This window comes from Citrobacter sp. Cpo103 (genome assembly GCF_030332605.1).
GTDB classification, from domain to species: Bacteria; Pseudomonadota; Gammaproteobacteria; order Enterobacterales; family Enterobacteriaceae; genus Citrobacter; species Citrobacter portucalensis.
Map to the genome: position 1 here is coordinate 175,732 of NZ_JAOWHO010000035.1, position 26,277 is coordinate 202,008.

The window sequence follows — 26,277 nt, forward strand, 5'->3', positions numbered from 1 at the left end:
TAGTGGATTGCGGTTATTGTGTAAAACCGTTTTGCAGACAAATTTGCGCGCTGGTTCTCAGAGTAAAGGCGACTTTGTCTGGGTACTGGCTGTAATAGTTATGCTCTTCTTCCAGCCCTTTTGCCTGCGCCAGACGTACCGTTTCCAGCGAGCAGGTACGGTAGATCAGGTCTTTATTCATATTAGTCTGCTTCTCGCGCTGTTTATCTGCGGACAGCGCCAGCCAGCTTTCGGACAGTGAGTAATCATAGACTACCCGATTTCCTTTCGCCTGCACGTTCTCAATGGTAATGAATTCGTCGATTTTCAGTCTTGGCTGCCCACGCATTTTTTTCTTATCTTCTGCGGCGGCATATTGGGCCAGCGCATGAATATCCATACTGGCTATTTTCTGTTTATAAGCATCTACATAAGCGGTAGGTTGCTGATAATGCTGAGCGTAAGCGTTTCTTAATTCCCCGTCGCTCATCGTACAACCCGCCAGAAACAGAGGTAATAGCAGTGCCAGTTTTATTTTAGTCATGATGTTATCCCGTTCATTATTTTGATCCCAGTCGCCCATAACAAAATAGAAAAATTATTACAGATGATATTTAAGGTTGTATAAACGAGAGCGCGATGGCACAAGTTCAATTGTCTTAAAATGGCAAAAGACGCGGGAAACCCTGCCAGAATTGGCAGGGTTTTGAACATACTGATAAAAAAATTAATGGCCGATCATCTTTGCCTTCGGGATCAGCTGGAAATACATATGATCGGGCACTGGCGTATCCCAGACATTGGCATAAACGGCATAACCAATAGTGGCAAACAGAATGCCCAGCACCAGTAGCGTCATGGCAACACCTGACAGCGTCCTCTGGCGCCATAATGATTTACCACCGTTGCCTTGTGCTCCAGGCGGAGTCTGCAGTGAAAAGCTCAGCGTTGAGGCTACCGGGCAGGATTCAACGCAGGTCATGCAGCCAGTGCATTCCACGGTACGCACCTGAATCAGTCTGTCGACCGGGATATTCGACGGGCAGTTTTTCGCGCATTTTCCGCAGTCGATACAGCTGTCAGCGTTACGGCGGATTTTAAACGGTGAGAGTAATGAGAACAGGCCGAGCAGCGCACCATAAGGGCACAGATAGCGGCACCAGGCATTGCGAATAAACAGGCTCAGGACGCTGATAACGATAACAAAGATGAGCGTAGCGGAGCCAATATGGCGAAAGAAATCGAGCATCTTCACGTCGATAATCATGCCATAGGCCGACATTAGAAAATACTGAATCCCCTGCGCAGGCATCGACAGGGCGATATACAAAAAGAAACTCAGCAACAAATACTTCAGACTGAGCAGCGGAATATCCAGCCAGCGCGGCAGCGTGAAGTTGCGACCAAATACTTTTTTCCCCAGATTGCCGAGCAGTTCGGACAGCGTGCCCACCGGGCATAACCACGAACAGAAGGCTTTTTTTAACAACAGACTAATCAGGATAAACGCAACTAACAGCAGCATGGAGGCGGCATGGATAGGCGGAAGAAAACCAGTCTCCAGCGTATAGCGGATATTCATCAAACCCGCGATTGGTAGCCATCCCTCAATACCACCTGGCCTTGGAATATAGACGCTGGTGCCGGCGGTTTCGAAATAGCGGACCCAGTAATAGAACGTTACGCCAATATAAATATTAATAGCCAGCAGGAGAAACTGGGTGGCTTTTCGCCAGCTGCTGGCGTTGCGCCAGTCATTCCACGGCAGTTTGCCTCCGATCGTGCCAGGACGGCGCTGCCAGCGCGTTCTTTTCTTCCCGTTCATGATTTTATACTATCCCTCATATTTCCCCTTCTGCATTCAGAAGGCGTCATCACCGGGATATGCTAGCGCTATTCAGATTTGGTGTATTTGATTTGCATCTTATTACGTGGCTGTTATTTTCATCATGCCAATATGCCTGAATAAAAATAACAGCTCGATATTTATCGCAAGTCAGATAAATACCCTGAACGGGGTATTTATTTCTCTGCAGGGCAATGGTTATTCCTGATAAACCTCAACGCGGTCGCGACCATTACTTTTTGCCTGATAAAGTGCGCGATCGGCTTTATCAACCAGCTGTTTGTAGTCGGGATGATAATCATATTCGGCAATACCGATACTGACGGTAATAGAAAACGTTTCTGTCGCAGAGGCTGCCATGCGCATCCCGGCAATTTTCATACGCAGCGTTTCCAAAATGATACTGGCCTGCGATTCATCTGACTCGACGAGCAAGATCATAAATTCTTCACCACCGTAGCGGAACACGTAATCGCTGCTACGGATATGATCATAAATGGCCGCTGCGACATTTTTGAGCGTCAGATCGCCGGTATTATGCCCGAAGTTATCGTTAATTTGCTTGAAGTAGTCGATATCCAGCATCGCCAGGCTAAAAGGCTTACGCGCATGTAACGCCAGCGAGATTTCGCGTCGCATGATGGTCGGAATAAAGCGGCGATTAAGCAACTGGGTCAGCGAATCTTTACCATTTTCCTGCTTAACCAGCGCCTCAAACATCGAAGCGAGCAGGAAATGGATTTTTGCCGACAGCTGGCGAACATCCTGTAATAAGCTCATCCGCTCGGGTTCTGTCGGCTGATGCTGAGGTGACAGGGTGGTCGTCAGACGGGTGTCGATCTCTGCAATTAGCGATTCCATTTCTTTGAGCAAATTGCTGTTGCCAAGAATATGTTTTCCCTTATGTGAGAACCACATACCAAAATCAGAGTTCGCCAGAAACACCATTTCACCGAAAGGCATTCCGGTGGCAATGTTATAGATAAACTGGTTTTCCCAGTCGGTAAATGAGCGAATTTGCCGTTCGCGCTCGACGTTAACGTCATCGTAAATGGTCTGCAGGCGATACTGCTCCTGCGTATGCAGGGAGTTTTGGTGGCTTGGGGAATAGGAGACGGTCATGGCCTCCAGCGCAGTATCCATTGCCAGGCTGCTGAAACAGATAGCATTGCTCAGCAGGGAAGACGAGTGGTCAGCTTTGGTTTTCAATACCCGATACAGCTCATCCTTGAGCTTACGCGCGCCGCGATTCACCAGATCGATGGGCAGGCCGATACGGGCATGCACCACGCCAATTTCTCGCTGTTTGGCCAGCAGCTGTGAGAGATCTTCGTGCGCGCTGCCGAGCACGCTGCGTAACCAGTCAAACATACTACCGCTGAGGCGGGTACTGACCTGTTCTGTATTAAGGAACAATGCGCTCTGGGCATGGGAGAGCATATAGTCATAAAAAACGGTCACTAAATGGCGGATCTCTTCATCGCTTAACGATGTGAGGAGCGTATGAACGTCAGGCGATGTTTGTCGTATCAGCGCCTGCCATTCCGTAAGGAGTAATGTGTCGTTTACCGGTTCAACCTGTTCCATCTCACTGCCACTCAACCTGCGATTAAAAATTCAGGCGGTATTACGGACAATTACCTCACGATGGTCAAGTTAAACTCTCTTATCGATGGCTAATACCTTCATAAATAAGTCTTAGCGCGAAGACACCTATTATTGCGCCAATTACCCGGCTGGCAACCCGTTGGATGCGACCATACGCCCGTCGCACGGCAGGCAAAGAAAATGCCTGGCTGAGAAAAATACGCCAGATAACGGAAGACAACACAATGCCTGCCCAGGCCATCAGTCTGGCCCACGTAGGTGTGTCTGCGCTTAAGGTGACCGAGAAGATACTAATAAAAAACAGTACAGTTTGTGGGTTCGATAAATCTGTTAGTAATCCACGGCGGAAAAATACATACCAGGGGGCGGAAAGCGGCTGCTGTAGCGTGGGCATTTGCGGCGTGGCCTGATGGCGGATGCTGTTCCAGGCAAACCACAGCAGATAGGCGCCGCCGACAATCTTAATCAATGAAAATATCTCTTCACACTGGGTGATTAGCGTTGCCATACCAAAGAGCCCAAGGCCGGAGTAAAACGCATCACCTAAGGCAACACCCAGACCGGTCATCACACCTGCGCGTCGTCCGGATGCCAGGCTAGTTTGTACCACCACGAACAGATTTGCGCCGGGGTTAAAAAAGGTTAAAACAAACAGGCTGACGGTGAGTACAACGGCGTGCAAAGGTTCCATAGACAACGTTTCCATTAGTAAACATGGGAAAGACAGCTAACACTATAATTTTAGTATCCACGTCATTCTGCGTATTCACTCACACTGCGCGTTGAAAACGCAGCGCCGCTGCATTTTGCGTATTTAACGATTAGCAAAATATCTTTATATTTCCGCCTGCTCTGGATCTTTTTATCAGCCTGAACTACTTATTAATCATCCTTGACTCGCGTGTCGAATGTTCAGGGGGCGATGATGGCATATATAACAAAACCTGGAGCTTTTATATGAAAACTGGATATAAAGTACTTATTGGTGCGTTAGCTTTAGTTTTTTCCAACGCCTATGCTGCGGAATTTATGACAAAACTTGAGTTTGAAAAGGTTGAGTCGCAGTACACAAAAATCGGTGATATTTCAACGAGTAATGAAGTTTCTGTTGCAGATGCTAAAGAAGAGCTGCTGAAGAAAGCTGAAGAGAAAGGCGCTGATGTGGTGGTATTAACCTCCGGCCAAACGGATAACAAAATCCATGGCACAGCTAATATTTACAAGAAAAAATAACACGCTGCTGTAAAAAATACGCCACCCGTCGGTCATTGCACCGGCGGGTTTTCTTTTAATCTGCGCCAGAACGTGGTTCTGCTAATTCCGAGATAGCGTGCAGCCGCGGTTTTATCACCATTGAATTGTGCCAACACCTGCTGCGGCGTCAGCAATGAAGATGCTTGCGGTGAGTCAGCAGCAATGGCCAGTTCCGGTAATAGCTGTTGTAAAAAATCCATATTCAGCTCCGGCTGCGGCTCGACGCTTAAAAATAGCGCCAGGCGCTCCATCATATTACGCAGTTCGCGGATATTCCCCGGCCAGCCATAATTCAGCAGCGTCGGCTGACTTAATCCCAGCCCCTTGCGTACTGGCTCAGAAAACGGCACGTCCAGTTCCGCCAGCGATTGTTTTAAAAAGCTTTCCGCCAGCGGCAGGATATCGGGCAACCGCTCGCGTAGCGGCGGTAGCTTGAGGCGTAAAATGCTCAGGCGATAAAACAGATCGGTACGAAATTCCCCCTGTTTCATCTCCTGCTCCAGATTACAGTGTGTGGCGCTAATCACCCGGACATCGACCGGAATCGGCTGATGTCCACCGACCCGGGTAACCTCTTTTTCTTCCAGCACGCGCAGCAGTCGGGTTTGTAACGGCAGCGGCATCTCGCCTATCTCATCAAGAAACAGGGTTCCGCCGTGGGCGATTTCAAACAGGCCCGCGCGCCCCCCTCGGCGAGAGCCGGTAAAGGCGCCGTCCTCATAGCCGAACAGCTCCGCTTCCAGCAATGACTCGGTGATTGCCCCGCAGTTGACGGCAACAAACGGCGGCGAGGGTTTACCGCGTCGATTCTCCTGACGGGTGAAAAACTCACGGTGAATGGCCTGTGCGGCCAGCTCTTTACCCGTTCCTGTTTCGCCCTGAATGAGGACCGGCGCACGCGAGCGGGCGTAGAGCATAATCGTGTGCCGCACCTGTTCCATCTGCGCAGAGTGACCGCGCATATCTCCCAGTGCGTAGCGGGTGCGCAACGTATCGCCAGAGGCGTACTGACCGTTTCTGCGCAGCGTCAGGCGAGTCATATCCAGCGCATCGACAAAGGCCTGGCGCACGGTGGCCGCCGAATAGATAAAGATGCCGGTCATACCTGCTTCTTCTGCCAGATCGGTAATCAATCCCGCACCAACCACTGCCTGCGTACCACCGGCCTTCAGTTCGTTGATTTGCCCACGGGCATCTTCCTCGGTGATATAGCTGCGCTGTTCAAGCTGCAAATTGAAGGTTTTTTGAAACGCGAGAAGCGCAGGAATGGTTTCCTGATAGGTAATGACGCCAATCGACGAGGTGAGTTTTCCCGCTTTTGCCAGCGCCTGTAGCACGTCGAATCCGCTGGGTTTAATCAGGATCACCGGAATCGATAAACGGCTTTTCAGATATGCCCCGTTGGAGCCCGCCGCAATGATGGCATCGCAACGCTCGGTAGCCAGCTTCTTACGGATATAGGCCACCGCTTTTTCGAAACCAAGCTGAATGGGGGTGATGGTCGCCAGGTGGTCGAACTCCAGACTGATGTCGCGAAACAGTTCAAACAGGCGGGTGACCGAGACTGTCCAGATAACCGGTTTATCGTCGTTCACTCGCGGCGGTAGATGCGTATCTGCCATAACTAACCCCAAAAATTAAGGAACCGAGTAGTAGGGTTTAGTTGTGTTTCATAAATGTTGCAATGAAACGTGAAGGAACGTTTCATGAAACGATAGCTGACACGCTTTTGTGCAACAAAAATAGAAGTATTGGATTTAATATATTGTTTTAAAAGATAAAAAATTAAATTGAAGAGAAAATAAGCTCCCTGGCATACCCCTTGCTTTAGAAATATCAACGAACGATAACAAGTTGATAACAAGAGGACGGGATATGTCTCTACACTCCCCAGGGCTGGCGTTTCGCGCTGCGCTTACCAAAGAAAACCCATTACAAATCGTTGGCACCATCAATGCCAACCACGCTCTGCTGGCTCAACGCGCCGGGTATCAGGCGATTTATCTCTCCGGCGGTGGCGTCGCTGCGGGCTCGCTGGGGCTGCCGGATCTCGGTATTTCTACCCTTGATGATGTGCTGACTGATATTCGTCGCATTACGGATGTTTGCCCGCTGCCATTGCTGGTGGATGCGGATATTGGTTTTGGATCGTCTGCATTCAACGTGGCGCGTACCGTCAAGTCGATTTCCAAAGCGGGTGCTGCTGCGCTGCATATTGAAGATCAGATCGGCGCCAAGCGCTGCGGTCATCGCCCGAACAAGGCGATCGTCTCGAAAGAAGAGATGGTCGACAGGATCCGCGCAGCCGTTGATGCGCGCACCGATCCCAACTTTGTGATTATGGCGCGAACCGATGCACTGGCGGTGGAAGGGTTAGAGGCTGCCATCGATCGTGCCCAGGCGTATGTCGAAGCGGGCGCTGACATGCTGTTCCCGGAAGCCATTACCGAACTTGCGATGTACCGCCAGTTTGCAGATGCGGTACAGGTACCAATTCTCGCCAACATTACTGAATTTGGCGCCACACCGCTGTTTACCACCGATGAACTGCGCAGCGCGAACGTTGCGATGGCGCTATACCCGCTGTCAGCTTTCCGCGCCATGAACCGCGCGGCGGAGAAGGTTTACAACGTGCTGCGTCAGGAAGGTACGCAAAAGAACGTTATCGACATTATGCAGACGCGCAACGAGCTGTACGAAAGCATCAATTACTACCAGTTCGAAGAGAAACTCGACGCGTTGTACACAAAAAAGTAACCGTCGTAGGCCGGATAAGGCGTAGCCGCCATCCGGCAATAAATTAGTACCCTACATATTACAATAATGACGAGGACAACATGAGCGACACAACGATCCTGCAAAATAGTACCCATGTCATTAAACCCAAAAAATCGGTTGCGCTGTCAGGCGTCGCTGCCGGAAATACTGCCTTATGTACCGTGGGTAAAAGCGGTAACGATCTACACTATCGTGGCTACGATATTCTTGACCTGGCACAACAGTGCGAATTTGAAGAAGTTGCGCATCTGCTGATTCACGGGAAATTACCCACCCGCGATGAGCTCACCGCCTATAAAAGCAAACTGAAAGCGCTGCGCGGATTGCCCGCTAACGTGCGCACCGTACTGGAAGCGCTGCCTGCCGCCTCGCATCCGATGGACGTGATGCGCACTGGTGTTTCCGCGCTGGGTTGTACTCTGCCAGAAAAAGAAGGACATACCGTCTCCGGCGCACGCGATATTGCCGACAAACTGCTGGCATCGCTCAGTTCTATCCTCCTGTACTGGTATCACTACAGCCATAACGGCGAGCGCATTCAGCCGGAGACCGATGATGATTCTATTGGCGGTCACTTCTTGCATTTGCTGCATGGTGAAAAGCCATCACAAAGCTGGGAAAAGGCGATGCACATTTCGCTGGTGCTGTACGCCGAACACGAGTTTAACGCTTCTACCTTCACGGGGCGTGTGATTGCGGGAACTGGCTCTGATATGTACTCCGCGATTATCGGTGCGATTGGCGCACTGCGTGGGCCGAAACACGGCGGAGCGAATGAAGTATCGCTGGAGATCCAGCAACGCTATGAAACGCCGGATGAAGCCGAAGCGGATATCCGTAAACGCGTTGAAAATAAAGAAGTGGTGATTGGCTTTGGTCACCCGGTTTACACCATCGCCGACCCGCGCCACCAGGTGATCAAGAGCGTGGCGAAACAGCTTTCTCAGGAAGGCGGTTCGCTGAAAATGTACAACATCGCCGACCGTCTGGAAGAGGTGATGTGGGAAACGAAAAAGATGTTCCCCAACCTCGACTGGTTCTCGGCAGTCTCTTACAACATGATGGGCGTCCCCACTGAAATGTTCACACCGCTGTTCGTTATCGCCCGCGTCACTGGCTGGGCGGCGCACATCATCGAACAGCGCCAGGACAACAAAATTATCCGTCCTTCCGCCAACTATACCGGCCCGGAAGATCGCGTATTTGTCCCGATTGAAAAACGTTGCTAATGCAAAACCTCTAAAGATAAAAAACAGGAAATGTACCCTATGTCTGCACATATTTCGAACGTCCGCCCTGAATTTGACCGTGAAATCGTTGATATCGTTGATTATGTCATGAACTACGAGATCACCTCGAAGGTGGCGTATGACACCGCGCATTATTGCCTGCTTGATACCCTTGGCTGTGGCCTGGAAGCGCTGGAATATCCGGCCTGTAAAAAACTGCTGGGGCCGGTTGTACCGGGTACCGTCGTCCCGAACGGTGTGCGCGTACCAGGTACCCAGTTCCAGCTCGATCCGGTGCAGGCGGCGTTTAACATCGGTGCGATGATCCGCTGGCTGGACTTTAACGACACCTGGCTGGCCGCAGAATGGGGTCATCCTTCCGATAACCTCGGCGGTATTCTGGCGACAGCTGACTGGCTGTCGCGCAATGCGGTGGCGGTGGGTAAAGCGCCGTTAACCATGAAAAAAGTGTTAACCGGAATGATTAAAGCCCATGAAATTCAGGGCTGTATCGCGCTGGAAAACTCCTTCAACCGCGTCGGTCTGGATCACGTCCTGCTGGTAAAAGTCGCCTCCACGGCGGTGGTTGCCGAGATGCTCGGCCTGAACCGCGATGAAATTCTCAACGCCGTCTCGTTGGCGTGGGTCGACGGTCAGTCGCTGCGTACCTATCGTCATGCGCCGAATACCGGCACGCGTAAATCCTGGGCGGCTGGCGATGCCACCTCACGTGCTGTACGTCTGGCGCTGATGGCGAAAACCGGTGAAATGGGATACCCGTCCGCACTGACGGCAAAAACCTGGGGCTTCTATGATGTCTCTTTCAAAGGCGAATCTTTCCGCTTCCAGCGCCCGTACGGTTCGTACGTGATGGAAAACGTGTTGTTTAAAATTTCCTTCCCGGCAGAGTTCCACTCGCAAACCGCGGTAGAAGCGGCGATGACGCTGTACGAGCAGTTACAGGCCGCAGGTAAGACCGCTGCCGATATCGAAAAAGTGACCATTCGTACGCACGAAGCCTGTATCCGTATCATCGATAAAAAAGGCCCGTTGAATAACCCGGCGGATCGTGACCACTGCATCCAGTACATGGTGGCTATCCCGCTGCTGTTCGGGCGCTTAACGGCGGCAGATTACGAAGACGGCGTGGCGCAGGACAAACGCATTGATGCACTGCGTGAAAAGATTAACTGCTTCGAAGATCCGGCCTTTACTGCCGATTACCACGACCCTGAAAAACGCGCCATCGCGAATGCCATCACGCTTGAATTCACCGACGGCTCACGCTTTGAAGAAGTGGTAGTGGAATACCCAATCGGCCACGCGCGCCGTCGTAACGACGGTATGCCGAAGCTGGTCGAGAAGTTCAAAATTAACCTGGCGCGTCAGTTCCCGACCCGTCAGCAGCAGCGCATCCTGGATGTCTCCCTGGACAGAACTCGTCTGGAGCAGATGCCGGTCAATGAGTATCTGGATTTGTTCATTATCTAAAACCCGACTCATCAGGCGTAAGTTCAACAGGAGAGCATTATGTCTTATAGCGAGTTTTATCAACATTCTATTACACAGCCGGAGTCGTTCTGGGCCGAACAGGCCCAGCGTATTGACTGGCAGCAGCCGTATACGCAGGTGCTGGACCACAGTAATCCGCCGTTTGCCCGCTGGTTTTGCGGCGGCACGACCAATCTGTGCCACAACGCCATCGACCGCTGGCTGGAGAAACAGCCTGACGCGCTGGCGCTGATTGCTGTGTCATCAGAAACCGAAGAAGAACGCACGTTTACCTTTCGTCAGCTGTATGACGAAGTGAACGTCGCGGCGGCGATGTTGTTGTCGCTGGGCGTACAGCGTGGCGATCGGGTACTGGTTTATATGCCGATGATCGCCGAGGCGCACATTACGCTGCTGGCCTGCGCACGTATAGGGGCGATCCATTCGGTGGTGTTCGGTGGTTTCGCCTCGCACAGCGTAGCGGCGCGTATCGACGACGCCCGACCGGTGGTTATCGTGTCGGCGGATGCCGGGGCGCGCGGCGGCAAAGTCCTGCCGTATAAAAAGCTGCTCGATGATGCGATCAACCAGGCGCAGCACCAGCCGCGTCATGTGGTATTGGTCGATCGCGGTCTGGCGAAAATGGCGCGGGTAGAGGGGCGAGACCTCGACTTTGCCGCGCTGCGCCAACAGCATCTCGGCGCGCGGGTGCCGGTTGCCTGGCTGGAGTCGAACGAAACGTCCTGCATTCTCTATACATCCGGGACAACCGGTAAACCGAAAGGCGTGCAGCGCGATGTTGGCGGCTACGCGGTCGCGCTGGCGACCTCGATGGACACAATTTTCGGCGGTAAAGCGGGCGGCGTGTTCTTCTGCGCATCGGATATCGGCTGGGTGGTTGGGCATTCGTATATCGTGTATGCCCCACTGCTGGCGGGGATGGCGACGGTGGTTTACGAAGGGTTGCCAACGTACCCAGACTGTGGCGTATGGTGGAAAATTGTTGAGAAGTATCAGGTCAGCCGGATGTTCTCTGCCCCAACCGCCATCCGCGTGCTGAAGAAATTCCCGACCGCGCAAATCCGCAATCACGATCTCTCCTCGCTGGAGGTGCTGTATCTGGCGGGTGAGCCGCTGGATGAACCGACCGCCAGTTGGGTAACGGAAACGCTGGGCGTCCCGGTTATCGACAACTACTGGCAGACTGAATCCGGTTGGCCGATTATGGCGATCGCTCGCGGGCTGGACGACCGCCCGTCGCGGCTGGGTAGCCCAGGCGTGCCGATGTACGGATATAACGTGCAGTTGCTCAATGAGGTGACCGGTGAGCCCTGCGAAGCGAATGAAAAGGGCATGCTGGTGATTGAAGGGCCGCTGCCGCCGGGCTGTATCCAGACTATCTGGGGTGATGACGCGCGGTTTGTGAATACCTACTGGTCGCTGTTTTCTCGCCAGGTGTACGCCACCTTTGACTGGGGTATTCGCGATGCGGACGGCTATTACTTCATCCTTGGCCGTACGGATGATGTCATCAACGTGGCCGGGCATCGGTTGGGGACGCGTGAGATAGAGGAGAGTATTTCCAGCTATCCGAACGTTGCCGAAGTGGCTGTGGTCGGCGTGAAGGACGCGCTGAAGGGGCAGGTCGCGGTCGCGTTTGTCATTCCGAAACAGAGCGACAGCCTTGAAGATCGCGACATCGCACATTCGGAAGAGAAGGCGATTATGGCGCTGGTGGACAGTCAGATTGGTAATTTTGGCCGTCCGGCGCACGTCTGGTTTGTGTCGCAGTTGCCGAAAACGCGCTCTGGCAAAATGCTCAGACGGACGATCCAGGCGATCTGTGAAGGCCGCGATCCTGGCGATCTAACGACCATTGACGATCCCGCGTCGTTGCAGCAAATCCGTCAGGCGATTGAAGAGTAACATCGTGTGATGCCCGGCGGCGCAATGCTTACCGGGCCTTTTAGTATTGTAGGCCGGATAAACCACGTGAGTGGTGCATCCGGCATGACGACTTAAAGTAACGGATCCACTTTATAATTTTGGTAATAGTACTCTTTATCTCGTTCATTAATGGTTCTGAGAACTCGACAGGGAACCCCCACGGCCACGACATCTGCCGGAATGTCTTTTGTGACTATACTCCCCGCGCCGATAACGGAATTATCGCCAATCGTTATGCCGGGATTGATCACTACGTTACTGCCAATCCATACGTTATTGCCGATGGTGACCGGAAAGAAAAACATCTCTCCGGATTTCCTTAATTCATGGTGCACAGGGTGACCCGTTACCGTGATCGTGACGTTTGGTGCAATTAAAACGTTATCGCCGATGGTGACCGTGTAATCATCCACAATGGTAAAGTTAAAATTGGCGTAAAAGTTTTTGCCAATGTGAATATTGCTGCCGTAAGAGAAATAAATGGGGGGCTCAATCCACGCATTTTCTCCTACGGAGGCAAATATTTCGCGAATCAGTTTTTCCCTCTTTTTAATCTCAGATGGACGCGTGTGGTTAAACTCATACATTAACTCCTTTCCGCGCAGTCTCTCTTCCGGCAGCCCCTCGCACATATCAGTAAACAGCTTGCCTGCTTTCATTCTGTCTCTCATAGACATGCTCATCGAAGATATTCCTTCTTGTTATTTGTCTTCAGACTTGTTTACCTGCCGGGGTGAAAACGCGGGAAAACGGCCCCGGCCCGCTAAGGGTAAATACGGAAATCAGCGTGAAGCTCAGCGCAATAATCCCCAGCACCAGATAAGCTCCCTGGAAACCAATGCTCTCATACATTTTTCCGGCCAGAACTGACATGAAAATCATGGCTAACTGTTTGAAGAAGCAGAAACACACCAGGTAAATTGTGGCCGAGAAACGCACTTCAAACTGACTGGTGATGTATTTGAAGCAACCGACGATCAGGAACGGTATCTCAAACATATGCAGCGTTTTGAGAATAACGACCTCCAGTGCAGTGGTGGCGAATGACGAGCCAATAATCCTTACCGACATAATCGTACCGGCCAGCAGCAGGGCGTTCTTTCCGCCAATTCGGTTCACAATCAGCGGCGCAAAGAACATGATCGAGGCGTTGAGTAATTCTCCCATCGTCGTGACGTAGCCAAACACGCGGGTGCCCTGTTCGCCGGTGGCAAAGAATGAGGTAAAGAAGTTGGCGAACTGCTGGTCAAACACATCGTAAGTACAGGAAACGCCGACCACATACAAGGAGAGGAACCAAAGTTTCGGCTGTTTAAATAACTCCAGCGCCAGCTTCAGGCTAAATGCCGAGTTATTGGCGCCTACCGCATCCGCGACTTTTGCAGAAGAGGGGGCATCTGTTTTTGAAAAGAGCAGCAGCAATGCCAGAATGACCGCACAGCCAGAACCTAACCAGAAGACGAATTGGTTATTGATGGTAAACATAATGCCGGCAATCGAGGCGCACAGCGCCCAGCCCACGCAGCCAAACATGCGCGCGCGACCAAATTCAAAGTTGCTTCTGCGGCTGGCTTTTTCAATATAGGCTTCAATCGCTGGGGCACCGGCATTGTAAATAAAGCCAAGGTAAATCCCGCCGACAATTGAACCCAGTAAAATATTAACCTGCAATAATGGGCCAAATACGTAAATAAAAAACGGGGCAAACATTACCAGCATGCCGGTAATTACCCACAGCAGATGTTTACGCAGACCAAGCTTATCGGACAGTAGTCCGAAAATTGGCTGGAATAACAAAGAAAACAGTGAGATACAGGCGAAGATGATGCCGGTGTCGCCTTTACTGATATGGTTTACATCGTGTAACCAGATAGGGAAGAAGGGGAAATAGGCACCCATAATGAAAAAGTAAAAGAAGAAGAAAAAGCCGAACATCCAAAAGTTAGTGTTTTTTAAATAATACATAACAGACTTCCTATAAATGCGGGCAGGTATCAACCTGCCCTGCTTATATTATTATTTTTGGCCCCAGACGAACTGGAAGTGGTAGCGTCCTGCGCTTAGCTGGAATTCCGGCGACACTGAAGGACTCCACGAATCATCGCCGCCGACGCCCATATGGAAGCCATCAATATTGAGCCAGGTGCCCGCCTCAGGTTGCAGCAGATGGCGGTGGCTGGTTTCCATCAGTTGCTGCTGGCTAAAGCGGCTGATGTTGAACAGGAAGTCTCCGCGCCACTGGTGCGCGCCGTAGTACAGTTCGCGCGTGCCGCAGCGCAGACCGTTTTCGCTCGGGAAAACATACGGGGTGTACATCTCATCAAGCGACAGATCCCAGCGATCGAAACAGGCGGCGCCCAGACGGTCCGGGTAGTTCTCATGCGGGCCGAGACCTAACCAGTTCACTCGCTCCGCAACCTGCGCCAGCTGGCAGCTCAGGCCGATGCGGGCCGGATGCGGCGTACCGCTGGCAACGTCAACATCCACCGTTATCTGCATTTCACCATTGCCGTCAATATGATAGCTTTTTCGGCTGACGAACAGCGTTTCGCCCTGATACTGCCACGCATGTTCGGTGGTGATCAGTACCGCACTGCTCAGCGTGTCGGCAGCACAGTGCAGTAACGTTGCTTCGACCTGATAATGACCGGCAGCCTTCCAGCGTTCAATCCAGGCATTAGGGTCGATGCGGGTTGATTCGCTCACGCCGATATCGTTATCCAGCGGTGCGCGGGTGAACTGGTCGGTCAGTGGGGTTAACAGTTGGGCTTTATCGCCAATCCAGTACTGTGTCAGCAGGCCAGACTGACGGTCGAATTGCCAGCGCTTGTTATCGTTCTCAACGGTAAAGATGTTTTCGCTAACGTTAAGCTGTGGCGCGAAACAGTGAGTTGGCTGCCGTGCCAGACTGAGTTTTTCTTCCAGCTTCCACTGCTGCCAGGCGCTGATATGCCCGGCTTCTGACCATGCGGTCGCCTGAGGCTGCTCTACGCGTACCGTCAACCACAGCTGGCCTGCGGTGTCTGGCATCGGGACATCAGGCAGGGTAATCACCTGGCGACCCTGTGGGGCGATATCCAGAACGATTTCTCCGGCGGCCAGCGGATTGCCGTCCTGAGCAATCGACCAGTGCAGAACTTCGTTATCGCTGCGGCGGAACAGATATTCGCTGGTCACTTCAATCTGGCGTTCAGCGCCCGGCAGTAACGTGAACTGGAAGAACTGCTGTTCATGTTTGGCCTCGTATAACGCCGGATGCGGAGTGCGATCGGCGAACACCAGTCCGTTCATGCAAAACTGACGATCGTTAGGCGTGTCGCCAAAGTCGCCACCGTAGGCTGACCATGCCTTGCCGTTATCATCATATTTAATCAACGACTGATCCACCCAGTCCCAGACAAACCCGCCCTGCAGGCGCGGATACTGGCGGAACGCTTGCCAGTATTTGGCGAAGCCGCCAAAACTGTTGCCCATGGCGTGGGCGTATTCACAAAGGATCAGCGGACGCTGCTCGCCGGGCATCGACAGCCACTTTTTAATCGACCATTTGGGGACTGCGGGGAAGGGCTGATCCTGATCTACGCGGGCGTACATCGGGCAAATAATGTCGGTCGCCGCGGTATTTGCGCCGCCGCCTTCATATTGTACCGGGCGTGACGGGTCTTCTGATTTTATCCAGCGGTAGAGCGCGTCGTGATTGACACCATGGCCGGATTCATTGCCCAGTGACCAGATAATAATGCTCGGATGGTTGCGATCGCGCTGCACCATGCGCGTGACGCGCTGGCTCATGGCAGGCAACCATGCGGGGTCGTCGGTGAGGCGATTCATCGGCACCATGCCGTGGGTTTCAATGTTGGCTTCGTCGACCACATACAGACCGTAGCGATCGCACAGGGTGTACCACAACGGATGGTTCGGGTAATGTGAGCAGCGCACGGCGTTAAAGTTATTCTGCTTCATCAGGATGATGTCCTGCACCATCGTCGCCTCATCCATCACCTGGCCGTTGACCGGATGGTGCTCATGGCGGTTGGTACCGCGAATCAACAGCGGCTTGCCGTTTAACAGCAGCAGGCCGTTTTCGATACAAACCTGACGAAAACCAACGTCACAGGCTTCCGCTTCAATCAGCACTCCGCCCGCGGTGCGTAACTGCACAACGACGCGGTACAGATTGGGTGTTTCGGCACTCCACAGCGCCGGTTTTTCGACGTTCAGACGCAGAGTCACCCGGTCATGATAAGCGCCGCGTTCATCAATGATCTCGCTGCCGAGCGGTGAGGTCGTTTCGTGGCTGAGCGTTTCACCTTCCCACAATTGCAGGGTGACGCGTAAATCTTCGCTCTCGTTGCCACCCACTCTGACTTCCGCTTCCAGCGTGGCGCGGCTGAAGTCGTCATTAAAACGGGTATTAATGCGCAGGTCACGGATTTGCGTAGTGGGCTTATGCAGCAGGGAGACATCGCGAAAAATACCGCTCATGCGCCACATGTCCTGGTCTTCCAGATAGCTGCCGTCGCTCCAGCGCAGCACCATCACAGCCAGACGGTTTTCGCCGCGCAGCAGATAATCGCTAAGATCAAACTCAGACGGCAGACGGCTGTCCTGACCGTAACCGACCCAGCGACCGTTGCACCACAGATGAAACGCGGAATTGACCCCGTCAAAAATAATGCGCGTCTGACCTTCCTCTAACCACGCGTCTTCGATATTAAATGTGAGCGAGTAACATCCTGTGGGGTTCTGTGCCGGAACGTACGGAGGATGCACCGGGATTGGGTAGGTGACGTTGGTATAAATTGGCGCATCGTAACCGTCCATCTGCCAGTTAGAAGGGACGTTGATGATGTCTGCCTGTGGCAGATCGCTTGTCAGCCAGCTTTCCGGTACTGCCTCCGGTGCGGCAAACCAGGCAAATTGCCACTTGCCATTCAGCGAGCGTAACTGACTCGAATGCTGATTGGTACGTGCATCATCCGCTGAGCGCCAGCTACAAAAAGGCGGGTGCGCCTCCAGGCGGTTGAGCTGCGTGACGCCGGGATTTTCCCAGTCACGGCGGGCCAGAACAGCGGAGAGTGAATCTGTGTTCAGGTTCATAACGGTATCCTGTTTGAATTTGTTACTCGCTCACAATTTCAATCAAAATACGAACAAGCGCTCCTTTCTGTAAAGGATGGAGCGTTCAATAAGTGAACTGACTCACACAATTGTTATGCGTTCACAATTTGGGTGTGAGCTGAGAAACTTGCCGTGCCAGCTGGATCAGGGAATCAGCCAGCGCCTGGGGAGTGGTGGTTTGCGTATCGGGAGGCAGAACCGTTTTGCGCTTGACCAGGGTGACGGGTAGCAGTTGGTTGCCCACGGTTGATTCGCCACGTGGGAGTTGCAGCAGCCTGTCGACGCTGGTTTCACCCAGTAACGGAAAATCCTGCCTGATGGTGGTCAGCGGTGGGATGTAACAGGCGCTGTCTTCGGTGTCATCGTAGCCAATTACCGATATATCCACGGCGACCCGCAGACCGAACTCGCTGATTGCCCGCATCGCGCCCAGCGCCATTTGATCGTTAGCGACCAGCATGGCGGTAGGGAGGTTACCGTTATTCAGCATGTGCATCGTTTGCTGAAAACCAGACATCGCGCTCCAGTCGCCTTCCAGCTCCGCTACGGGTTGTAGCTGGTAATGTGCCAGATACTTGTGCCAGCCCGCATGCCGAAGCCTTGCCGAAACGGAGGTGTGCGGCCCGCTCAGCAGGGCGATCCGTTGATGTCCGTGCTGCACCAGATGTTCAACGCCAAGACGCGCGCCGTCGTCATGAGAGAAAATCACGCTGTTAATTGGCGTCAGGTCAGAGACATCGAGAAACAGCACCGGCACCGTACCGCAGGCAGCGGCCACGGCAATGGCATCTTCTTCATCCAGCGGATAGTTGATGATAAGCCCGGTTACGCGTTGAGAAAGCAGATTGTGGACCGCGGCTTTACAGGACTCAACGCCGCTGCGCTCGACCATGGCGATCACCACGCTGGCACCGGACTGGTCGGCGCGGGATTTTATGGCAGCAACGATTTGTGAGGGGGCATGCAGGGCAAGGTTTGCTGTCACAACGCCAATCAGTGGCGTCTGTTTGCCAGCCAACTGCTGTGCAACGCGGTTAGGAATGTAATTGAGTTCCGCCATCGCGGCCTCAACTTTCTGTCGGGTTTTTGCGGAAACGTGGCTGGCCTGGTTCACGACGCGAGAGACGGTCTGGTAAGAGACGCCTGCATGGTCTGCCACATCGTATAGCGTTACCGGTTTCACGTTTATCACCCCTGTAATGACGTTATCTGTGCGCTATGATGCCACAGCGGGACGGTTTTGGGGTATTTGCGCATGGGTTCTGCGAGGCGCATTCCAGGGTTTGAGGATAGCGTGCTGAAGGATTTATCGCCGTTATACCTAACAGAAGAAAAAAGTGAGGACATTGTGAGCGATTCTGCGGCAAAAAATATTCTGTCCATCTACCGACGCCATGCGGATGCTTTTGCCAGCCAGCGCTCGCGCACCTTGTTCGAGAAAAGCTGGCTCGATAAATTCATTTCCGTGATGGGCGGGCAGGGCAGCATTGTGGATATTGGCTGCGGCAACGGCCAGCCGATCGCCGGTTATTTTATCCAGCAGGGTTTTCAGCTTACCGGCGTTGATGGTTCCCCGGCGATGCTGGCGCGGGCCCGAAACACTTTTCCCGCGCAGCTCTGGCTGGAACAGGATATGCGCGAGCTGGCACTCAATGAGACTTTCGATGGTCTGATCGCCTGGGATAGCTTTTTCCATTTAACTCAGCAGGACCAGCAAAAGATGTTCCCGATTTTTGACCGCCTCAGCCATCCCGGTAGCGCGCTGATGTTCACCAGCGGTACGGACAACGGTATCGCGATGGGGCAATTTGAAGGTGAGCCGCTGTTTCACGCCAGCCTCGCCCCGGATGAATACCGGGCACTGCTGTCAGCACACGGTTTTGCGGTGGTCGAGATGGTGATGGAAGATCCGCACTGCGCCGGGCACACCATCTGGCTGGCGCAAAAAAGAAGCTAATCACCGCGAAAGGTTTTACGCCATTCAGCCGGGCTAACGCCAAAGTGGGATTTAAAATGCTGGCGCCAGGTGACGGGCGACTGAAAACCAACCTGTTCGGCGATGCGTTCAACGGGTAACTGGCTGGACTCCAGCAACGTCTGGCTACGGCGCAGGCGCTCGGCAATCAACCATTCGGCCACGCTTGACCCTGTAGCCTTCATAAAATGACGGGTGAGGGTGCGACGACTCATCATCACCCGTTGCGCCAGCTCGTCGAGATTATGCGGTTCATGGAGATGCTGGCGCAAATAGTCGAGCAGGACGTTGATGCGCTGATCTTTGGTATTTTTCGCCACCGGTTGCTCGATAAACTGTGCCTGGCCGCCCTCGCGATGTGGCGGCACAATCATCCGTCGGGCAATCTGATTCGCCACCGTGCTGCCAAAACGCTGGCGGATGACGTACAGGCAGCAATCCAGTGCGGCGGCGGTGCCTGCCGAGGTAATAATACCGTCGTCATCCACATACAGCGCGTTGATATCCAGATGAGCTGCCGGAAAACGGGCCTGAAAATCCTGCTCGAACTCCCAGTGCGTAGCCGCCCGTTTGCCATCCAGCAGACCGGCGTAGCCGAGGACAAACGCACCCAGGCATAATCCAACAATCTGCGCGCCGTTTTGTCGCGCACGATTGAGCGCATCAAGCAGGCTTTGTGGTGGCCGATGTGCTGTGGTGCCCCACCAGGGGATCACCACAATATCGGCGGCCTCCACCGCTTCATAGCCGTAGGCTGCGTTGATGGAGAAGCCATCCTGCGAGGAAACGATGCCCGGCTGTTCGGCGCACAGTTGCACCTCAAAACGCTTTTTCGCCGCCACTTTGTCACTGAAAATAATGCACGGCACCGAGAAGTGGAACGGGCTGAAATCTTCCACGGCAACAATGGCGACGTTAAGCGGTTGCATACGAGTCCTCTGTGGATTTTAAAACGTCAGGGTTTCGCCATCTTCCGGCACGTTAACAAATTGCGCAATCTGGTTGTCGCAGGCGTACTCTTTCAAGGCCGCGCGGGTCAGCAGACAGTGGTTAATCGCCTCCATGTGGGTCGCCACAATTTGTGCTTCGGGCAGCGTGAAGTGGGTTTTTAGCACATCTTCCGCGCCCATGATAATTGGGCCAAACCCGATAACGTGGGCAAAGCCTGCATTCACAATGACCACGCCTGGCTGGAAAGTCCGCATGTTGGTTTCCACCTCGTCGCGCCAGATGGTGTCCCCGACCAGATACAGCGTTTTTTCCGCCGGATGCTGGAAGATAACTCCGCAGGCATCACCCAGACGCTCAGCCATTTGCGGGATGGCGTAAGTGCGATCCGAACCGTGCTGGCCGCCGGTTTTACGCAGGGTGATATCACCAAGCGCAGTGTTTTGCGTCAGTACGGTCAGTTGCGTGAAACCTTGTTCCCGCAGTACCTGCGCATCGCGATCGTTTTGCACATAAATCGGTTTGTCTTTCGGTACGACACGAGCCGCGGCTTCATCCCAGTGGTCTTCATGCAGATGGGTCACGATCAGCGCATCAACGTTGAGCAGGGTGTCGATATCGACAGGCAGATCAACGGTCGGGTTGCGGATCTCGGCGCGTGCCGTACCGGCAAAGCCCGGATAAGTACCTTTTGCCGCCAGCATAGGGTCGATCAGAAAGGTTTTGCCACCAAAGGTGATGTGCTGTGTGGCGTTACGGATTTGCGTGATGTTCATGGTGTTTGCTCCACGTGTTGGGTCAGTGGTGTCATCGTAGAGTGTTGTCCAGAAGATGAATGTGGGCAAATGGGCGACTAGCGATGAGATTGGGCCAACTGCAGATGACAGATATCAATTATGTAATTAAAGTAATTTAATATTCCCTTTGTGGCTCGTTATTTAATACGCAGTTGTTTTTATCGAGCTGAATAAGAATGCTGTTATTTAAATACGGAAAGGTTGATTAAATGCGAAGTGGTGCCAGAAAACATTATTGATATATGTAATGCATAGTGACCAATAAAACAGATCGCGAACCATGAAATAAGAATGCTATCATTCACACCAGACGCGGCAGGCAACTGCTGGCACATGCATTTACCCCGGAGCAACTGATGAACAACGACATTCCGCTAAAATATTATGATATTGCCGACGAGTACGCGACCGAGGCCGCAAAGCCGGTGAGCGACACAGAACGTGACGCGCTGGCGCACTACTTCCAGCAGCTGATCACCCGTTTGATGAACAACGAAGAGATCAGCGAAGAAGCGCAGCAGGAGATGGCTACCGTGGCAGGTGTCGACGCTCAGCGTATCGATGATATTGCGGAGTTCCTCAATCGTTGGGGTAACGAGTAGCCAAAGACATGGCCTGTGTTTTACACTGCGCGCAAATTGAGTAGGTATACTCTACGAGTAATAGGTTTAATCAGGCGGAAACAGCAATGAACGGAACAATCACAACATGGTTTAAAGATAAAGGCTTTGGATTTATCAAAGATGAAAACGGCGACAACCGCTATTTTCATGTGATTAAGGTTGCTAATCCTGAGCTGATCAAGAAAGACGCGGCGGTGACTTTTGAGCCCACCACCAATAACAAAGGCTTGTCTGCCTACGCGGTAAAAGTCATACCAGACAGCAAGTACATCTATATCGCAGGCGAGCGTCTGAAGCTCACCTCGATCAAGTCATTCCTGGTCTACAGCGAAGAAGTCCCTGTAGAGACCCGTATCGACAAAGAAAATGCTGTGCTGTCTGTCGGCGTGCTGATGAACAGCATCCGACCGAAATCAGACGTGAAGCCTGGTGAAATGCGCACGCTGAAAAAGCTGGCCATCACTACCTTCCAGGGCACGACGCTGATCTTCTCGGAAGATGAAATCGACATCGATGAGACGGTGAAACTGCTTAAAGTCTGAAACCCTTCGGACTGAATAAAAACCGGAACGCTGCTCTTTTCAGGGGCGGGTTTCGGTTTTTTTTTGATATGTGTAATTTACGTGATTCAGGTATGTAGTGATAAAATTAGTAGGTAGCAATCCGTTTCTGAATAGATATATATTATCCGTATTAAATAAATATGATCGCCAACTATTTGCAGATTAGTAGCGCGGTTAACTAATAGTGATTCACCGGTATAACTAATGGGGTAATATAAGTGATTTTAAAAAAAATATGGAAAGCTATATCTTCTGAATATATACCATCGGCCATTTGCTTTTTTCTCCTTGCAAAAATGGATTATGAAATAATATCTATCTGGCCACAGAATGAATCGGTTGATGACAGAATTAAACTTTCTTTACTATTCATTCATTTGGTGATGATTTTAGTGATGTTTACTCCGCTAATTAATCGGTTTTTGTCACGAGTAGACAATGAGAAACTTGAAAAGTTTATAGCTCTTCCGCAGAAAGATAAAAACATCACATACATCGATTATTATGATTTTCTGAGCGGGCTTGCTTTATCAGCATTTTACTTATCTATCCTTATTTTTACAATGAAGAGTATTTACGAAGAAGCAGGATGGATAATTTCTGGTATTTATATATTTACAATGTTTGTGTCTTCTATTTCTATTGCTGCATTGTCATTGCTTAGATTTATCTGGTTATTTACAAAGTTTAATAATTATATATATTGGTTTATTGTTTTACTTGCGAGCAGTATGTGTATGGCAGTTATTGGTGCCGCGATGAAAATGGCCTCGTAAAAATGCGCTTAATATCTGGAACAGTAATAATGGAGTATAAACTCTAAATAACAATACAGCTGGAACAGTGATGATTCCGTTTTGTAATCCGTGGGATGCATTGTTGCAAAGCTTAAAGCCTCTTTTGAAGAGGCTTTAAGCCCTCAGCGACCAGGGAAGTAAAAGACTGTCTTTCCTGGTGTTGAGCATTCTGCCAAAAACATAATTAACAGTATTCCAACTACTTCCTTCATTATCACGAGACTGCCGGATTTACCACGTCATCCATCAGTATGTAACGTGCTTCCTGGCGCGTGTATTGATCGATTAATGGTACAAGTCGCTGGAAATGCTCACTGGCACAATGTTCATCGAGAGCCGCGTGGTTTGGCCATTCTTCGATAAAAATAAAATGCCCCGGATCTTTTTCATCAATATAGAGGTCGTAAGCAATGCAGTGCGGTTCTTTCTTCGTTGCCGATATTAGCTCACGATACAACGGGAGAACGGTTTCAATATACTCAGGTTTGATGAAATCCTCAGCAATGACCTTTAACATGCAGCCTCCTGGCAGAAAACGAATGCACACTATGTAATGAAGATATTTTTTGGGCAAGAGGTCACAGAGTTTTATCGGCCGGATAGTGAGTTATGCCAGCTATCAATCAGATAATCCGCATAACTGTGATCCATCTCACCTCCCGGCAACCAAAATCTCCTGCGACTCGACGCCGTCCTCTATTTGTTTTGCCACCTTTTGTAAGGCCGGAAGATGCTTTTCCGCAGCCTGTTCGATGGTCATGGCGCTGGCCATATACACCAGATTCAGGCAGCCGATCACCCGCTGTTTGCTGCGGATGGGGACGGCGATAGAAGCGATTTTCTCTTCCTGATCCCAACCGCGAAAGTTCTGGCCAAAACCGTCTTTTCGCGCGCGGGACAAAATGGCATTGAGCTTCAGCGGTTCGCGCGCAAGCTGAAACTCTTCTCCCGGTCGGGAGGCCAGCATTTCAATCAGTTCCTGCCGTTCATTCTCCGGACAAAATGCCAGCCAGGTCAGGCCGGATGCGGTTTTCAGCAGTGGCAAACGACGCCCTACCATCGCCCGGTGAAACGACAGGCGGCTGAAACGGTGGGTGGTTTCACGTACCACCATCGCGTCCACATCCAGCGTGGAAACGTCGGTCGGCCAGATGACCTCGCGCAGCAAATCCCCCAGCAGCGGGGCGGCGAGTGCAGAAATCCACTGCTCGTCACGAAACCCCTCGCTGAGCTGGCGGACTTTAATAGTTAAGCGAAAGCTGTCATCGGACAGGCTGCGCCGGACGTAACCCTCATCCTGCAGGGTTTCCAGCAGCCGTCTGACCGTGGTGCGATGCAGGCCGCTTAACTCAGCAAGTAAGCCAACACTGGCCCCACCATCGAGCCGGTTTAACATATTTAATAACATTAATCCGCGCGTTAATCCGCGTACGGTTTTGTACTCAGTGCTCTCGTCATTTTTCATATTCATTGACAAATCTACAGGTAAAACAACGTTGTGCACTTAGTGCACATCCTGGCATGTTTTGATTGTAGCGCAAAAACTCGCTTCTATACTGACCGCACAACAAAAAATTATTCACATATTTTTAACAAAACAGATTGCGCCTCACCAGGGTCTGCAATTGCGTTTTGTCCGAGTCGTGAGGTTCTGAAATGACAACAAAAAACCCGGATATCCAACCCGCTGCGCAGCATACCGCGCAGGTGGCGATTGCCGGCGCTGGTCCGGTAGGGCTGATGATGGCCAACTATCTTGGCCAGATGGGCATTGAGGTGTTGGTAGTGGAGAAGCTCGACACGCTGATCGACTATCCTCGCGCCATCGGCATTGACGATGAAGCGCTGCGCACTATGCAGTCTGTGGGGCTGGTCGAGCGCGTTTTGCCGCACACCACGCCGTGGCACGCAATGCGTTTTCTCACCCCGAAAGGCCGCTGCTTTGCTGATATCCAGCCGATGACCGACGAATTTGGCTGGTCGCGCCGCAATGCGTTTATTCAGCCACAGGTGGACGCGGTGATGCTGGAAGGGTTGTCGCGTTTTCCCAACGTGCGCTGCCTGTTCTCCCGCGAACTGGAGGCCTTCAGCCAGCGAAACGGCGAAGTGACGCTAAATCTGAAAGCGCCGGACGATCAACGTGAAACGGTGAAGGCCCAGTGGCTGGTGGCCTGTGACGGCGGTGGCAGCAACGTCAGACGCTCGCTGAACGTGCCGTTTGAAGGTAAAACCGCGCCGAATCAGTGGATTGTAGTGGATATCGCCAACGATCCGCTCAGCACGCCGCATGTGTATTTGTGCTGCGATCCGGTGCGCCCGTATGTCTCTGCCGCGCTGCCGCACGCGGTGCGCCGTTTTGAGTTTATGGTTATGCCGGGGGAAACCGAAGCGCAGCTTAGCGAGTCGCAGAATATGCGTCAGCTCTTGAGCAAAGTGCTGCCGAACCCGGACAACGTCGAGCTGATCCGCCAGCGCGTGTATACCCATAATGCTCGTCTGGCCGAACGTTTTCGTATTGACCGCGTGCTGCTGGCGGGCGATGCGGCGCACATTATGCCGGTCTGGCAGGGTCAGGGATACAACAGCGGCATGCGCGATGCTTTCAACCTGGCATGGAAACTGGCGCTGGTGATTAACGGTAAAGCCGGCGATGCGCTATTGAATACCTACCAGCAGGAACGTCGCGACCACGCCAAAGCGATGATCGACCTCTCTGTGACCGCAGGCAACGTACTTGCACCGCCCAAACGCTGGCATGGTGCGGTGCGCGATGGGGTTTCCTGGCTGCTGAACTATATTCCGCCGGTCAAACGCTACTTCCTTGAAATGCGCTTTAAGCCGATGCCGCAGTACCACGCCGGGGCGCTGGTGCGTGAAGGCAACGCGAAAACTTCACCGGTCGGCAAGATGTTTATCCAGCCGAAGGTGACGCTGGAATCGGGCGAAGCGACGTTGCTCGACAACGTCATCGGACCGAATTTCGCGGTGATTGGCTGGGGCTGTAACCCGCTATGGGGCATGAGCGAGGCGCAGATCCAACAGTGGCAGGCGCTGGGGACGTGTTTTATCCAGGTCGTGCCGGAGACGCAGATACATACCGATCAGGATAACCACGATGGCGTTACCCGCATTGGCGATACGCAAAACCGCCTGCGCGCGTGGTTTGCCCAGCACAACGCCGCGCTGGTAGTCATGCGCCCGGACCGCTTCGTGGCCGCCATCGCCATTCCGCAAACCCTGGGCAGCACCCTGAATAAACTGGCGTCGGTGATGACGCTCACTCGCGCTACTGTCGACATTCCTGTTGAAAAGGTTGCCTGA

General features: G+C 52.3%; 23 protein-coding genes. 10 read left to right on the forward strand and 13 right to left on the reverse strand.

Annotated elements, in window-relative coordinates:
- Window positions 1-13: 13 nt before the first annotated feature.
- The 4 genes from OGX89_RS17435 to OGX89_RS17450 form a co-directional block, all read right to left on the reverse strand.
- Window positions 14-523, reverse strand: a complete 510-nt coding sequence (locus OGX89_RS17435; RefSeq protein WP_226804445.1) for a hypothetical protein — start codon at window positions 521-523, stop codon at window positions 14-16.
- A gap of 183 nt (window positions 524-706) precedes the next feature.
- Window positions 707-1,804, reverse strand: a complete 1,098-nt coding sequence (locus tag OGX89_RS17440; protein ID WP_126319126.1) for a 4Fe-4S binding protein — start codon at window positions 1,802-1,804, stop codon at window positions 707-709.
- Window positions 1,805-2,023: 219 nt separating this feature from the next.
- Window positions 2,024-3,412, reverse strand: coding sequence for a diguanylate cyclase (locus OGX89_RS17445; RefSeq protein ID WP_126955953.1), 1,389 nt, complete (start codon window positions 3,410-3,412; stop codon window positions 2,024-2,026).
- Between the two features lie 79 nt (window positions 3,413-3,491).
- A complete protein-coding gene (locus OGX89_RS17450; protein ID WP_003830900.1) occupies window positions 3,492-4,124 on the reverse strand; it encodes a LysE family transporter in 633 nt (210 codons plus the stop codon).
- A 266-nt stretch (window positions 4,125-4,390) separates the two neighbouring features.
- Here OGX89_RS17450 and yahO point away from each other — a divergent pair, with 266 nt between their 5' ends.
- Window positions 4,391-4,666 carry a DUF1471 family periplasmic protein YahO gene (yahO, locus tag OGX89_RS17455; protein ID WP_003830901.1) on the forward strand — a complete coding sequence of 92 codons (276 nt, stop codon included), beginning with the start codon at window positions 4,391-4,393 and terminating at the stop codon, window positions 4,664-4,666.
- Between the two features lie 32 nt (window positions 4,667-4,698).
- On the opposite strand, the gene prpR is transcribed toward yahO, so the two are convergent.
- Window positions 4,699-6,309, reverse strand: coding sequence for a propionate catabolism operon regulatory protein PrpR (prpR, locus tag OGX89_RS17460; RefSeq protein ID WP_126319122.1), 1,611 nt, complete (start codon window positions 6,307-6,309; stop codon window positions 4,699-4,701).
- A gap of 253 nt (window positions 6,310-6,562) precedes the next feature.
- Here prpR and prpB point away from each other — a divergent pair, with 253 nt between their 5' ends.
- The 4 genes from prpB to prpE all read left to right on the forward strand — a co-directional run bounded on the left by prpB (window position 6,563) and on the right by prpE (window position 12,111).
- The gene (gene prpB, locus OGX89_RS17465) at window positions 6,563-7,444 is read left to right on the forward strand and encodes a methylisocitrate lyase (protein WP_003830903.1); all 882 of its coding nucleotides are present in this window, start codon (window positions 6,563-6,565) and stop codon (window positions 7,442-7,444) included.
- Window positions 7,445-7,524: 80 nt separating this feature from the next.
- Window positions 7,525-8,694, forward strand: a complete 1,170-nt coding sequence (gene prpC, locus OGX89_RS17470; RefSeq protein WP_003830904.1) for a bifunctional 2-methylcitrate synthase/citrate synthase — start codon at window positions 7,525-7,527, stop codon at window positions 8,692-8,694.
- 39 nt (window positions 8,695-8,733) lie between these two features.
- A complete protein-coding gene (locus OGX89_RS17475) occupies window positions 8,734-10,185 on the forward strand; it encodes a bifunctional 2-methylcitrate dehydratase/aconitate hydratase (protein WP_003830905.1) in 1,452 nt (483 codons plus the stop codon).
- Between the two features lie 39 nt (window positions 10,186-10,224).
- Window positions 10,225-12,111 (forward strand): propionate--CoA ligase, encoded by a 1,887-nt coding sequence (gene prpE / locus OGX89_RS17480; protein WP_003830906.1) that lies wholly within the window; start codon window positions 10,225-10,227, stop codon window positions 12,109-12,111.
- Between the two features lie 92 nt (window positions 12,112-12,203).
- Here the strand turns inward: prpE and lacA are convergent, their stop codons facing one another.
- The 4 genes from lacA to OGX89_RS17500 all read right to left on the reverse strand — a co-directional run bounded on the left by lacA (window position 12,204) and on the right by OGX89_RS17500 (window position 18,445).
- Window positions 12,204-12,815: a galactoside O-acetyltransferase gene (lacA, locus tag OGX89_RS17485; RefSeq protein ID WP_126955952.1), complete on the reverse strand. Its 612-nt coding sequence runs from the start codon at window positions 12,813-12,815 to the stop codon at window positions 12,204-12,206.
- A 28-nt stretch (window positions 12,816-12,843) separates the two neighbouring features.
- Window positions 12,844-14,097, reverse strand: coding sequence for an MFS transporter (locus OGX89_RS17490; protein WP_003830908.1), 1,254 nt, complete (start codon window positions 14,095-14,097; stop codon window positions 12,844-12,846).
- A 51-nt stretch (window positions 14,098-14,148) separates the two neighbouring features.
- Window positions 14,149-17,232: a beta-galactosidase gene (locus OGX89_RS17495; protein ID WP_126955951.1), complete on the reverse strand. Its 3,084-nt coding sequence runs from the start codon at window positions 17,230-17,232 to the stop codon at window positions 14,149-14,151.
- Window positions 17,233-17,353: 121 nt separating this feature from the next.
- Window positions 17,354-18,445 (reverse strand): LacI family DNA-binding transcriptional regulator, encoded by a 1,092-nt coding sequence (locus OGX89_RS17500; protein WP_122973924.1) that lies wholly within the window; start codon window positions 18,443-18,445, stop codon window positions 17,354-17,356.
- Window positions 18,446-18,601: 156 nt separating this feature from the next.
- On the opposite strand from OGX89_RS17500, the gene OGX89_RS17505 reads away from it, so the two are divergent.
- Window positions 18,602-19,210 (forward strand): class I SAM-dependent DNA methyltransferase, encoded by a 609-nt coding sequence (locus tag OGX89_RS17505; RefSeq protein ID WP_370612808.1) that lies wholly within the window; start codon window positions 18,602-18,604, stop codon window positions 19,208-19,210.
- Here the strand turns inward: OGX89_RS17505 and OGX89_RS17510 are convergent.
- On the reverse strand, window positions 19,207-20,157 hold the full coding sequence (locus tag OGX89_RS17510) for a GlxA family transcriptional regulator (protein WP_063941275.1): 951 nt from the start codon (window positions 20,155-20,157) through the stop codon (window positions 19,207-19,209). The genes OGX89_RS17505 and OGX89_RS17510 overlap by 4 nt on opposite strands.
- An 18-nt stretch (window positions 20,158-20,175) precedes the next feature.
- Window positions 20,176-20,952, reverse strand: a complete 777-nt coding sequence (locus tag OGX89_RS17515) for an MBL fold metallo-hydrolase (protein ID WP_126955950.1) — start codon at window positions 20,950-20,952, stop codon at window positions 20,176-20,178.
- A 377-nt stretch (window positions 20,953-21,329) separates the two neighbouring features.
- On the opposite strand from OGX89_RS17515, the gene OGX89_RS17520 reads away from it, so the two are divergent.
- From OGX89_RS17520 to OGX89_RS17530, 3 genes are all read left to right on the forward strand, one after another.
- Window positions 21,330-21,575, forward strand: a complete 246-nt coding sequence (locus OGX89_RS17520) for a YmjA family protein (RefSeq protein WP_003021350.1) — start codon at window positions 21,330-21,332, stop codon at window positions 21,573-21,575.
- A gap of 86 nt (window positions 21,576-21,661) precedes the next feature.
- Complete coding sequence (locus OGX89_RS17525) at window positions 21,662-22,138, forward strand: cold-shock protein (RefSeq protein WP_003021353.1); 477 nt, start codon at window positions 21,662-21,664, stop codon at window positions 22,136-22,138.
- Between the two features lie 239 nt (window positions 22,139-22,377).
- Complete coding sequence (locus OGX89_RS17530) at window positions 22,378-22,935, forward strand: hypothetical protein (protein WP_232397812.1); 558 nt, start codon at window positions 22,378-22,380, stop codon at window positions 22,933-22,935.
- Window positions 22,936-23,170: 235 nt separating this feature from the next.
- Here the strand turns inward: OGX89_RS17530 and OGX89_RS17535 are convergent, their stop codons facing one another.
- Window positions 23,171-23,473: a putative quinol monooxygenase gene (locus tag OGX89_RS17535; protein WP_003830918.1), complete on the reverse strand. Its 303-nt coding sequence runs from the start codon at window positions 23,471-23,473 to the stop codon at window positions 23,171-23,173.
- Between the two features lie 135 nt (window positions 23,474-23,608).
- Complete coding sequence (locus OGX89_RS17540) at window positions 23,609-24,421, reverse strand: DNA-binding transcriptional regulator (protein WP_126955961.1); 813 nt, start codon at window positions 24,419-24,421, stop codon at window positions 23,609-23,611.
- 191 nt (window positions 24,422-24,612) lie between these two features.
- Here OGX89_RS17540 and OGX89_RS17545 point away from each other — a divergent pair, with 191 nt between their 5' ends.
- On the forward strand, window positions 24,613-26,277 hold the full coding sequence (locus tag OGX89_RS17545) for a bifunctional 3-(3-hydroxy-phenyl)propionate/3-hydroxycinnamic acid hydroxylase (RefSeq protein ID WP_126955949.1): 1,665 nt from the start codon (window positions 24,613-24,615) through the stop codon (window positions 26,275-26,277).

Coding starts and splice junctions, on each gene's coding strand:
- OGX89_RS17435 (WP_226804445.1), bottom strand. CDS start 523: ATGACTAAAATAAAACTGGCACTGCTATTACCTCTGTTTCTGGCGGGT.
- OGX89_RS17440 (WP_126319126.1), bottom strand. CDS start 1,804: ATGAACGGGAAGAAAAGAACGCGCTGGCAGCGCCGTCCTGGCACGATC.
- OGX89_RS17445 (WP_126955953.1), bottom strand. CDS start 3,412: ATGGAACAGGTTGAACCGGTAAACGACACATTACTCCTTACGGAATGG.
- OGX89_RS17450 (WP_003830900.1), bottom strand. CDS start 4,124: ATGGAACCTTTGCACGCCGTTGTACTCACCGTCAGCCTGTTTGTTTTA.
- yahO (WP_003830901.1), top strand. CDS start 4,391: ATGAAAACTGGATATAAAGTACTTATTGGTGCGTTAGCTTTAGTTTTT.
- prpR (WP_126319122.1), bottom strand. CDS start 6,309: ATGGCAGATACGCATCTACCGCCGCGAGTGAACGACGATAAACCGGTT.
- prpB (WP_003830903.1), top strand. CDS start 6,563: ATGTCTCTACACTCCCCAGGGCTGGCGTTTCGCGCTGCGCTTACCAAA.
- prpC (WP_003830904.1), top strand. CDS start 7,525: ATGAGCGACACAACGATCCTGCAAAATAGTACCCATGTCATTAAACCC.
- OGX89_RS17475 (WP_003830905.1), top strand. CDS start 8,734: ATGTCTGCACATATTTCGAACGTCCGCCCTGAATTTGACCGTGAAATC.
- prpE (WP_003830906.1), top strand. CDS start 10,225: ATGTCTTATAGCGAGTTTTATCAACATTCTATTACACAGCCGGAGTCG.
- lacA (WP_126955952.1), bottom strand. CDS start 12,815: ATGAGCATGTCTATGAGAGACAGAATGAAAGCAGGCAAGCTGTTTACT.
- OGX89_RS17490 (WP_003830908.1), bottom strand. CDS start 14,097: ATGTATTATTTAAAAAACACTAACTTTTGGATGTTCGGCTTTTTCTTC.
- OGX89_RS17495 (WP_126955951.1), bottom strand. CDS start 17,232: ATGAACCTGAACACAGATTCACTCTCCGCTGTTCTGGCCCGCCGTGAC.
- OGX89_RS17510 (WP_063941275.1), bottom strand. CDS start 20,157: ATGCAACCGCTTAACGTCGCCATTGTTGCCGTGGAAGATTTCAGCCCG.
- OGX89_RS17515 (WP_126955950.1), bottom strand. CDS start 20,952: ATGAACATCACGCAAATCCGTAACGCCACACAGCACATCACCTTTGGT.
- OGX89_RS17520 (WP_003021350.1), top strand. CDS start 21,330: ATGAACAACGACATTCCGCTAAAATATTATGATATTGCCGACGAGTAC.
- OGX89_RS17525 (WP_003021353.1), top strand. CDS start 21,662: ATGAACGGAACAATCACAACATGGTTTAAAGATAAAGGCTTTGGATTT.
- OGX89_RS17535 (WP_003830918.1), bottom strand. CDS start 23,473: ATGTTAAAGGTCATTGCTGAGGATTTCATCAAACCTGAGTATATTGAA.
- OGX89_RS17540 (WP_126955961.1), bottom strand. CDS start 24,421: ATGAAAAATGACGAGAGCACTGAGTACAAAACCGTACGCGGATTAACG.
- OGX89_RS17545 (WP_126955949.1), top strand. CDS start 24,613: ATGACAACAAAAAACCCGGATATCCAACCCGCTGCGCAGCATACCGCG.